The organism is Actinocrinis sp., assembly GCF_035650855.1.
Taxonomy (GTDB): domain Bacteria; phylum Actinomycetota; class Actinomycetes; order Streptomycetales; family Catenulisporaceae; genus Actinocrinis.
Window position 1 is genome coordinate 25631 of the sequence record NZ_DASRGV010000339.1, and the last position, 10544, is coordinate 36174.

General features: G+C 68.5%; 9 protein-coding genes. 4 read left to right on the top strand and 5 right to left on the bottom strand.

Annotated elements, in window-relative coordinates:
• Nucleotides 1-187: 187 nt before the first annotated feature.
• Genes VFB40_RS23945 through VFB40_RS23960 form a run of 4 tightly spaced genes read left to right on the top strand, consistent with a single transcriptional unit; the run spans nucleotide 188 to nucleotide 2553 of the window.
• Entirely contained in the window at nucleotides 188-994 is an 807-nt protein-coding gene (locus tag VFB40_RS23945; protein WP_324854390.1) for a thioesterase II family protein, read from the top strand.
• A complete protein-coding gene (locus tag VFB40_RS23950) occupies nucleotides 987-1706 on the top strand; it encodes a tryptophan 2,3-dioxygenase family protein (RefSeq protein ID WP_324854393.1) in 720 nt (239 codons plus the stop codon). The genes VFB40_RS23945 and VFB40_RS23950 overlap by 8 nt, the downstream gene beginning before the upstream one ends.
• Nucleotides 1707-1728: 22 nt before the next feature.
• Nucleotides 1729-1938: an MbtH family protein gene (locus tag VFB40_RS23955; RefSeq protein ID WP_324854395.1), complete on the top strand. Its 210-nt coding sequence runs from the start codon at nucleotides 1729-1731 to the stop codon at nucleotides 1936-1938.
• 3 nt (nucleotides 1939-1941) lie between these two features.
• Nucleotides 1942-2553: a flavin reductase family protein gene (locus VFB40_RS23960; protein ID WP_324854397.1), complete on the top strand. Its 612-nt coding sequence runs from the start codon at nucleotides 1942-1944 to the stop codon at nucleotides 2551-2553.
• A gap of 35 nt (nucleotides 2554-2588) precedes the next feature.
• On the opposite strand, the gene VFB40_RS23965 is transcribed toward VFB40_RS23960, so the two are convergent.
• The 5 genes from VFB40_RS23965 to VFB40_RS23985 all read right to left on the bottom strand — a co-directional run.
• Nucleotides 2589-3383, bottom strand: a complete 795-nt coding sequence (locus VFB40_RS23965) for an alpha/beta hydrolase family protein (RefSeq protein WP_414642139.1) — start codon at nucleotides 3381-3383, stop codon at nucleotides 2589-2591.
• 60 nt (nucleotides 3384-3443) lie between these two features.
• Complete coding sequence (locus VFB40_RS23970) at nucleotides 3444-6233, bottom strand: RICIN domain-containing protein (protein ID WP_324854401.1); 2790 nt, start codon at nucleotides 6231-6233, stop codon at nucleotides 3444-3446.
• A gap of 129 nt (nucleotides 6234-6362) precedes the next feature.
• Nucleotides 6363-9164, bottom strand: coding sequence for a glycosyl hydrolase family 95 catalytic domain-containing protein (locus VFB40_RS23975; RefSeq protein WP_324854403.1), 2802 nt, complete (start codon nucleotides 9162-9164; stop codon nucleotides 6363-6365).
• 312 nt (nucleotides 9165-9476) lie between these two features.
• A complete protein-coding gene (locus VFB40_RS23980) occupies nucleotides 9477-9761 on the bottom strand; it encodes an SCO5918 family protein (RefSeq protein ID WP_324854405.1) in 285 nt (94 codons plus the stop codon).
• Nucleotides 9762-9860: 99 nt separating this feature from the next.
• On the bottom strand, nucleotides 9861-10544 hold a 684-nt coding region (locus VFB40_RS23985; RefSeq protein WP_324854407.1), incomplete at its 5' end, for a helicase-related protein.

Genomic DNA, 10544 nt, shown 5'->3' on the forward strand with positions numbered 1-10544 from the left:
TCGGGCGTCGCGGTCGCTGGTCGCGGCGACGGCAAGCCGATCATCACAGACGTCGGAGAGGCGGGCGCCAGTTGTGTCAGAAGTCTTTCGTACTTCCCGCCGGGCTGACGGAGAGCCGAAAGATTGCCCGCTCGGCCGCGGCGCGCCATGAGAACGTGCGTACACACCCGCAGTCGAGGAGCAAATCATGCTTCGTACTCGCTCGGTGCGCCGCCTGTGTGTTCCGGACGGTCCGGCGGCGCCGAAGACCCGCCTGATCTGTCTGCCGCACTCCGGCGGCGCCGCGTACGCCTACGCGCCGTGGGCGGCATACGACCTGGCGGGCGTCGAACTGCTCGCCGTGCAGTATCCGGGGCGCGGCGACCGTCTCGGCGAGGCCGCGTCGTACACGGTGCAGGAGCTCGCGGCGCAGGTGGCGCGGGAGCTGCGCGACGCCGAGCCCGCGCCCGTCGCGTTGTTCGGACACAGCCTCGGCGGCCTGGTGGCCTATGAGCTGGCCCGCGCGCTGGCCGCCGACGGCCGTCCCGCTGCCGCGCTCATGGTCTCCAGCTGCCATCCACCGCAACACGACAGCGCCGGCCGCACCCACTTGCTGCCCGACGCGCAGCTGTGGTCCTCGATCTGCGCCCTCGGCGGCGTCGATCCCTCGATCGCGCAGGACGAAGACTTCGCGCAGGCGATGGTGCCCGCGCTGCGAGCGGACATCACCGCGCACGAGTGCTATCGGCCCGACCCGTTCGCGGCGGCGCTGGAGTGCCCCGTGCGCTGCTATCACGGCCGGCGGGATCCGCTCATCGACCGCGCCGCGCTGGCCGGCTGGGCCGAGGTGACCACCGGGCCGTTCACGCTCGTGGACCGCGAGAACGGGCACTTCCACGCCGTGCAGAACCCTGCCGGGCTGGTCCGCGACATCCTCGAGTTCGTCGCCGCCGCATCCCCGAAGCCAGACCCCGGAACCGACCCAAACCACCGACGCGGAGCTGACCATGGCTGAGCTTACCTATACGTCTTACATCCAGACGGACGCACTGCTCTCGCTGCAGCAGACCCAGAGCCCTGAGACGATGGACCGGGCCGCGGTTCTCTCCGAGCATTTCTTCATCGTCGCGCACCAGTCCTGCGAGCTGTGGCTCAAGCAGGTGATCGCGGACCTGAGCCTGGCCAAGGAGCTGCTGTCGGCGCCGTTCGACCAGCCGGCCGCCCTGGAGACCGGGACCGAACTGCTGGTGCGCGCCCGGGAACTGATGCGGGTGCTGCACGAACAGGTCGTCGCGCTCGAGCGGCTGCCGCTGCGCCACTTCGCCGAGTTCCGGCCATACCTGGGCACCGCCAGCGGCGCCCAGTCGATGCAGTTTCGCGTACTGGGCCGGCTCATCGGTGACGGCGAGCGCGACGGCGAGCTGTACGGCGCGTTCACTCGCTGCGCCGCGGCATACGGATACGACGTGGCGGCGATCTGCCGTCTCGGCGTGGACGGCGGCGCCCTCTACCGGGTGGCCGAGGCGCTTCTCGACGTCGGGATCGGCTACTGGCGGTGGAAGGTGACCCACCTGGGCCTGGTCTCGAAGATGATCGGCTCCCAGGGCGGCACCGGCGGAACCTCCGGCGAGGATTTCCTGGCCCGCCGCGTCACCGTGCCCTTCCCCGAGCTGCGCCGGCTGCGCGGCGCGCTGCACGACCAGGAACTCGCCCGCACCTCCGCGTGACCGAGAGGAGTAGAGCACTGCGATGGCCGCTGACACGGAACGGCGACTTTACCAGGTCGTGATCAACCACGAGGAGCAGTACTCCATCTGGCCGGCCGGCCGCTCGGCCCCGGCGGGCTGGACCCCGGCCGGGTTCACCGGATCGCTGGAAGAGTGCACCGCGCATGTCGATCAGGTGTGGACCGACATGCGGCCGCTGAGCCTGCGCGGCGGGCAGAAGGCGGTCGGCTGAGCCATGCTCGAGATCGATGTCGCGGACATGACTGAGCGGCAGCGCGAGCACCTGCTGCTGTGGAGCGTGGTCCCCCGGCCGATCGCGATGGTCTCTACGCTCGCGCCGAGCGGTGCGGTGAACCTCGCGCCCTTCTCGTATTTCACCGCGGTCGGCTACGCGCCGATGGCGCTGCTCTTCTGCGCCGGGCGCCGCGCCGACGGCTCCGAGAAGGACTCGTGCCGCAACGCCAGGCCTCCCGCCGAGGGCGGAACCGGCGAGTTCACCGTCAATGTCCTGGTCGAGAAGTTGGCCGAGGCGGCCTCTGCGGCGGCCAAGCCGCTGCCGTACGGGGAGTCGGAGTACGAGCTGGCCGGATTGCGGCCGGCTCCCGGTTTGCGGGTGCGTACCCCGCGCGTCGAGGGTTCCCCGATCGCCTTCGAGTGCCGCACGAGCGCCGTGGTTCCGGTCGGAGCGTTTTTCATAGTCGTCGGAGAGGTCGTGCATGTCGCCGCAGAGGAGGGCTTGGTCGACGAGGTGGGTTTCCAGGTGGATCTGAACCGCCTCGATTCGGTGGGCCGTATGGGCGCCGCCGACTATGTGAGAACCAGCGACCGCTTCGTCGTCGACAGCTGACAGCCGGGCGACGGCCGCGGGCTCGCGAGCGATGCTCAGGCCGGAAGCAGAGGCGTGAGCTCTCGCATGATCCGGTCCCACGCGGCGCTCGCCGGGTCGATCGGTTCGAAGTGGTCCGTGTCCGGCAGCGTCACCAGCGCCGCGCACTCCCCCGTCCTCGCGGCGTAGCGATGGCTGAGCTCGTACGGCACGTCCTCGTCTGCGGTCCCGTGCACGATCAGCTGCGAGACAGTGAGCGGGCCGGCCGACATGGGATCCGCCTGTGCGTAGGCCTCCGGCCGATCACCCGGAGCGCCGCCGAGCAGTTCGAGCACCGCGCCCGCGCTGAGGCCGAGCCGGGCCGCGGCCTCCAGGTCGCAGACCCCTGCGAGCGAGACCACGACCTTCGGGGTCACCCGGCACGCAGGCTTTTTCGCATCCTGCGCGCATGCGCCGTCCAACAGGAAGGACCCGCCCCGTTCCGCGAGGCCGGCGACCCACAACGCCAGTTGCCCGCCCGCGGAATGGCCGATCAATCCGATCCGTCCAGGGTCGATCGCTTCCGAATCGAGGTCCGCGACGGAGTCCACCGCGACCGCAATATCCTCGAAGGTCCCAGGCCACCCGCCCCCGGCTACGTCCATCGGCCGGTACTCGACGTTCCACACGGCGTATCCGCGGGCCTGCAGATCAGCGGCCATCGGATGCATCAGATCCAGCCGATACCTTTCCCGCCAGTAGCCCCCGTGAATCAAGACGACGAGCGCTCCGGTGCCGCCCGGCCAGTACTCACCGTATTGATGAGATTCCGTGCCATAGCGGCGGATCCGGTAAGCACTGCTGCCCGTCACTACTTTCCTCCGCTTCGTCTCACCCGCCCGGCAAGACCCCGGCAACATGGTAGTTCCGAGTCAGCTGCGCAGGCTCCATTGCTGGTTGGCTCCGCCGTTGCACGACCAGAGGATGATTTTCGTGCCGTTGGCGGTCGCGGCGCCGTTGGCGTCCAGGCACAGCCCGGACTGCACGCCGGTGATGGTGCCGTTGGAGTTGACGTTCCATTGCTGGTTGGACTGGCCGTTGCAGTCCCAGATGATGACCTGGGTGCCGTTGCTGGTGCCCTTCCCGCTGGCGTCAAGGCACTTGCTGCCGTACACCTGCAGCTGCTTGGCCGAGGTCAGGGTCCAGCGCTGGCCGGCGCCGCCCGAGCAGTCCCACAGCTGGACCTGCGTCCCATTCGTCGTACTCGCGTTGGGCACGTCCACGCACCGGCCGGACTGGCCGCCGACGAGTTCCGAGCCGGTCCCGTTGGACGTCTGTCCCCAGAGGGCTGAGTTGTCGAAGTTGGCGGGTTCCGTTTCGCTGCCGGCGCCGACGGTGTCGAGGGTCGTGATGGTGATCGTGGCGTCGGGCAGTCCCGCCGACTTGGCCGTCACGGTGCTCGTGCCGGCGTAGTAGGAGCGGAATTCGACGGCCGCCTGCCCGTTGAACGCCTCGGTGCCTGGGCTGAAGGTGTAGGACTTGCCGCCGGGGAGCACTCCCGGGCCGCTGGTGACGGTCAGCGTCACGGTGCGGGTGTCGTCGACCCACGCGCCCGAGGCGTTGCGCATGGTCACCACCAGCTGGGAGTCCGTGGCGCCGTCGTCGGTGATCGTGGTCGAGGAGTACCGGCCGGCCTGAAGCGTCATGGCGGTCGCGGTTCCCGGCGTGGACTGTTCACGGGCCACCGGTGTGGGATCGGCGATGTTCGTGATGCCTGACCAGTTCGCCTTGTTCGCCCGGTACCAGTACCACTGGTCCTTGGGCAGCCGGTAGTAGTCGACCATGCCCATGCGGGCGAAGCTCGGGTCCAGGATCGTGCCGTGGTCGAACCCGGCCCAGATCGCCAGCCCGGCGCTGTCGGTGGTCAGCTTGAACCCGCTCGCGTTGTTCGGATCCTGAGTGTCACCGTATGTGGGGCCGTACGTGCCGGGCCGATCCGAGGTGTAGGAGCCGTACTCGGTGACCATGTTCGGCATCCACGTGTTGGTGATCTTCGCGCCATCGCCGTTGTACCCGGCGACGTCGCAGACCGAGAGCTGGTCGAGCGAGGCGCGCTGCACGCCGCCCAGCGCCGCCTTGCGGGTCGGGTCGAGCTGGTGGGCGTAGTCGCGCAGCTTGCTCGCCAACGCCGTGGCCTTGCCCAGCGTGGCGGAGGAGGTGAAGAAGATCTCGTTGCCCATGGACCAGTTGATGATCGAGGGGTGGTTGCGGTTCACCCGGATCATGTCGCGCAGCGAGTCCATCACGCTCTGCTCGAAGGCCGGCTGGTCGGCCGCGTTCTGCGGGTAGCCGTCGGCCTTGTAGTCGGCGGCGGTGCCGGTCGGGGCGGGCTCCAGGCCGGTCGTCGCGGTGGCCCAGAAGGCGTTCTCGGACCAGAACATCACCCCCAGCTTGTCGGTGGCGTCGGCGAAGGCGGGGTCGTGCGGGTAGTGCGAGCCGCGGATGAAATTCATGCCGGCCTCGCGCACGTAGCGCACGTCGCGCTCGAAGCCTGAGTCGGTGACGGCGTTGCTCCAACCACCGTGGTCCTGGTGCACGTCCGCCCCGACCAGCAGGGTCTTGACACCGTTGAGGTAGAAGCCGTCCACCTTCCACTGAGCGCTGCGGAAGCCGAACGTCGAGGTGTAGGTGTCCACGATGCTCCCGCCGACCACGAGCGAGGTGGTCACCGTGTACAGCGCGGGATTGTTCGGCGCCCACAGATCGAGCCCCTGCAACATGCCGGCGGTATCGGAGAGCGAACCGCTCAGCGCGTCCAGGGTGCTCGTGCTCGCCGCGCCGATCGTCTGCACCGGCGAGTTGAACACGGCCAGCACGGTACTCGATCCCTGCTTACTCACCTGCTGCTGGGCGTAGACGTCGACCGGCGCAGGGCTGTCGTTGCGCACCTCCGTCTGCACGCGCACGTTCGACCGCCGGGCCGCGAGGTTCGCACTCAGGGCACTGTCGCTCGGATACTGCGACAGGTCGATGTTGCGGTAATACGCGGGATTGCTGGTGTCCCACTCCGGATTGGTCAGCGCGGGCGTCGTGACGAACGTGCCGTACCAGGTGACGTGCACGTTGTTCGTCACGTTCAGGAATACGTCCCGGTAGATGCCCCCGCTGAACTGGTGATCGCCGGTACGCGGCGCCAGATCAGCCCGCCACCGGTTGTCCACGCGCGCCGCGATCACGTTGTCACCGGTTTGCAGAGCGCTGGTGATATCGAAGACGAACCCGGTGTACCCGCCGCGATGCTCACCGATCGAAGTGCCGTTGACCCATACGTCGGTGACGGAGAACGCCCCCTCGAACTCCAACTCCACCCGCTGCCCGCTCCAGGACGAGGGAACGGTGAAGTGCTTGCGGTACCAGCCCAAGCCCACGTAGAACGACCCTCCGCCGGTCGAGCCACCCACGTTGTAGGGCGCGTCGAAGTCATGCGGCAAAGCCACCGGCCCCCACGTCGAGTCGTCGAAACCAGGGCTCTGCGCCCCCGTCACGTCCGAACGCAGGAACTTCCACCCCCGATTGAAATTGATCTTCTGCCGGGAGCTCGCATTGGTCAGCTGGCCGGTCGCCGCCCTGGTGCTGGCGTGAGCCGCCGCAGCCGTCACAGGCACCAGGAGTCCGGCGATAGCCGCCAGCACGACGCTGAGGACGAAAGCGCATCTCTTCACAGGTGCCTCCTAGGCCAGACAGGCAGGCGAGCAAGCCGAGGCGCCGCCACGGCTCCACTTCGAGCGAAGTGGCTCAAGGATCGGATTTATTGTCGAAACTCCCGCGGAGATAAGCCTGAATCTTTGCAGCTACACCGCGATCATCTGCCAGTGCTGGCTAATGTCCCCGGTGTCGGTCTGCTGCACGATCGCCGCGTTGTCAGCCGTGGAATCGCCGCTCACACCGATGACCTTGCCGCTGCGCACGCTGACCAGCTTGCTGAATCCGCCGCCGGCGTCGGCGACGGTCCACAGCTGATTGGTGCCGCCGTCGGCCTGCCATTGGATGATGGCCGCGTTGTCGGCTGTCGAGCCGCCGTTGACGTCGACGAGCAGCCCCGAGGCGACGTTGGCGATCGTGGAGGCTCCTCCGGCGGCCGGGGCGAAGGTCCAGTGCTGGTTGGCGCCGTCGTTGACGGTCCACTGGATCAGCGCGGTGCCCGCGCTCTTCGACGCGCCGGGGTCGTCAAGCGCCTTTCCGCTGCGCCGGTTGACCAGCTTGAACGTCGTGCTGACCGTCGCGTTCGGGGTGACCGTGGTCGAGCCGCCGGAGCCGATGGTCACGGCCTGGCTCCAGGTGCCGGCCTTCACCGTCGTCGTGGCGCCGGGCCTGCCGTGGATCGTCGCGGACGTGACCCGGCCCCCGCTCCAGGAGATGTCCACCGTGAATGCGCCGCGCGCCGGGACGCCGGTAATGCTGCCGGAAGCCGACCAGGCCGACGGCGTGGCGGGCAGCAGCTCGATCAGCCCCGGCCGTGAGTAGAGCAGCATCTCCAGCATCGCGCTGGGTGTGCCGAAGTTGGCGTCGATCTGGAACAGCGAGCTGCTGCTGCTCAGGTTGTACATGTCCAACAGGTTGATCGCCGCGCCGTTGCTGTAGTTCACGGATGGCTTCAGCACGGTCATCACCGCCTGATACGCGTTGCCGGCGTTCTTCAGCCGGGCCCAACACGCCGCGCGCCAGGCCATGCCCCAGCCGTACGTGCTCATACCGCGCGCGGTCAGCAGGTTGGTCACTCCGGCGAGCAGCGCCGCCGGGCTCTGGTCGGCCGTGATGCGGTCCCCGGGGAACAGCCCGATCAGCGGGGAGAGGTGCCGGTGCGCGGGATCGCCCAGGTTGTCAGGGGTCATCCACTCCTCGAGCCAGCCGGTGGTGGGGCTGACCTGCGGGAGATAGAGCTTGGCCCGCAGGCTGCTGATCGTGGCCGCGTAGGCGGCGTCCTGGCCCAGCGCGGAGGCGGCTGCCGCGTAGTTCCCGAACAGCTGCCAGACCAGCTCCTGCGCGTAGGTGATGCCCTTCGCGTTGGTCGGGCCCTGCTCCGGGGACCAGTCGCTGTCGTCGATGAGCAGGCCGGTGCCCGGATCGGTGATCAGCCGGGCCTCCCAGAACTGGCAGGCGCCCTTGAGCAGCGGGTAGATCTTCTGCAGATAGGTGGTGTCCAGGGTGTAGAGGTAGTGGTCGTAGAGCGTGTTGCTGATCCATGCGCTGCTGCCCGGGTGCCACCACCAGCCGCCGCCGCCCCAGATGTTCGTGCTGATCGCGGTCGTCCATCCGGCCACCTTGCCGCTGGAGTTGCGGAAGCCGTTGCGCGAGTCCTGATACAGCGACTGCGTGGTGGCGGTCCAGCCGGGCAGCTGCGCGAGGCAGTAGTCTGCGAAGATCTCGAAGCACGAGGGCAGGCCGGCCCGGTCCGCGAGCCAGTAGTTCATCTGGATGTTGATGTCCGTGTGGTAGTCGCTGTGCCACATGGGGCTGTTGTTGTCCAGCCAGAGTCCCTGCAGGTTCGCCGGCAGGATTCCGCGCGAACCGGTGATGGCCAGGTACCGGCCGAACTGGAGGTAGCTCGCCTCCAGCTCCGGGTCGGGAGCGGCGCCGCTCGCGGCACGCGCGGCCAGTCGCGACGGGGTGTCCATGGCGCGTTGGGCAGCCGAGGACGAGCCGAGGTTGACCGTCTGGGCGTTGTAGAGCGCCTGGTAGTCGGCGACATGAGTGGCGAGCAACGTGTCACCTGGCACCGCCGCGGCAGCTCGCGCCTTGCTCAGCGCGATGTTGAGGGGGTTGACGCTCGTGTCCTTGTAGCCGACCGCCGAGTTCGGCGTGTAGTTGGTGCCGCCGCAGAATACGATGACGACTTCGCTGCACCCTGCGAACGCCACGTGGTCGCCGCTGACCGTGAGCGTCCCGCCGGTTGCCGCCACGGCCGCCACGCACGCGTAGGCGAGACCGTTGGCCAGGCTGCCGGCAAACGACGCGGTCATCGTGCCGGAGCTGGCCTGCGTCGTCTCGCCGTGTGTGCCGCTTAGCGCGACGCTGCCGGTGTAGCTGCCGCCGCCGCTCTGCTTGAGGCGGACGACCACCACGTCGTCGGGGTGGCTGGCGTACGCCTCGCGGGTGTACGTGACACCGCCGTACTGGTAGGTCGCTGAGGCGTATCCGTTGCTCAGATCCAGCGTGCGCCGATAGCCGGAGACTGCTGACATGCTGTTGGCCGGGACGTTCACGTGCGCTGTCGCCAGCGATTGGAAAGACCCGAAGTCGCCGCCGCTGTCGTAGGGGAACTGGCCGTCGCTGCCCAGGCTGGCGTTGGATCCCCCGGTCCACAGGCTCACGTCGGTGAGGAAGTAGGCGTCGGCCGCCGGATCGCCGGTCACCATGGCGCCGAGCCGGCCGTTGCCGATCGGCAGGCCCTGCTGTATGACGTTCGCCTCCGAGCCAGGCGACTGATACCACAACGTGGTGGCCGCCGAAGCCGGTACGAGGGAGAGGCCGGCCGGCCGGACGGTGGCCGCCTCGGCCGCGGGGGCGAAGCGCGGCAGATCGCCGAGTGCTGCGAGCGTCCCGAGGGCGGTACCGAGTCTCAGTACATCGCGGCGATTCGGTTGCGGCGTCATCAGATCCCCTTCGACCGAGACGAGACCGCGGCGCCTTCAGTAGCCCCGCTTCGGCGAAGTGACTCATAGATCGGATCTATGGTCAAGTAATGCTGACATAAGCCTGAACTACTTCGCGACGTTACGCGACATCAATCACAGACATGGGATGAAAGTTTCCACGGCACCGCAGCGCAGGCGTTCGCCTCGCAGCAGCCATATCCATCCCGGCGAGTGCAGATGCAGCACATCCGGCCGCTGCCGCCGGACGCCCCCGCAGGCGGCTCGACGGCCATCGACAACCGCACGGTAAACAGCGGTGGCTGTCGAACCTCAGGCGGCGGTGCCGAACAGCGCCGCTGAGGCCGTTGGTGACGCTTGCGTGCTGGCCGGCGTGCAGGTGAAGCCGAGGCGGCTGAGTGCGCGGGTCACTTCGTCGGCGGTGAAGTCGCGGCGGTCCTGACGGGTGATGATTTCGCCCACCTGTTTGGCGGGATAGTGGCGGCGGCCGATGGTCACGGACGCGCCGGTGACCGGTTCGGGCTTGACGCCGTGCATGAGCGTCTGCACGTCCGTCTTGGTCAGGTTGAAGGGGAAGTGGGCGATGATGCAGCGCATGAGACCTCGCATGGATCGGGGCGGAGCCGGGTCGGACACAGGGGGTGCTGCGGGGTGCGGCCGTTGAGGGCGGCCGCGCCGCTGGGCCGAGAGGGAGCGCTACGCCGACGGGGCTTCTTGGGCGCGGGGCGGTCTGGCGGATCGGCTGGCTTGGGCTGAGCGGTGGCGCTGCTGCTTGAGTGCAGAGGAGGCGGCGTGCCGGGGGCGTTGCGCCGTGGGCGAACTGATGGTGACGGGGACGCCGGACGGGGTGCGGGCGCCGGTGATGCGGCTCAGTTCGGCCTGGCCGGGACTGACCGCGGTGGTCTGCGCCGAGATGCCGGCGGTGGCGATCAGACGGCTCATGTCGCGCCGCTGGTTGGGCAGCACCAGGGTGACGACGCTGCCGGATTCGCCGGCGCGGGCGGTGCGGCCGCCGCGGTGAAGGTAGTCCTTGTGATCGCTGGGCGGGTCGACGTTGACGACGAGGTCGAGGTTGTCGACGTGAATGCCTCGGGCCGCGACGTTGGTGGCGACCAGTACCGTGACGTGGCCGGTCTTGAACTGGGCCAGGGTGCCGGTGCGCTGCGGCTGGGACTTGCCGCCGTGCAGGGCGGCTGCGCGCACGCCGCTGTCGAGTAGGTGTCTGGTGAGTTTGTCGACGGCGTGTTTGGTGTCCAGGAACATCAGCACTCGTCCCTGGCGTGCGGCGATCTCGGTGACGGTGGCGTGCTTGTCGGCGTCGCGCACGTGCAGGATGTGGTGGTGCATCGCGGTGACCGAGCCCGCCGAGGGGTCCACGGA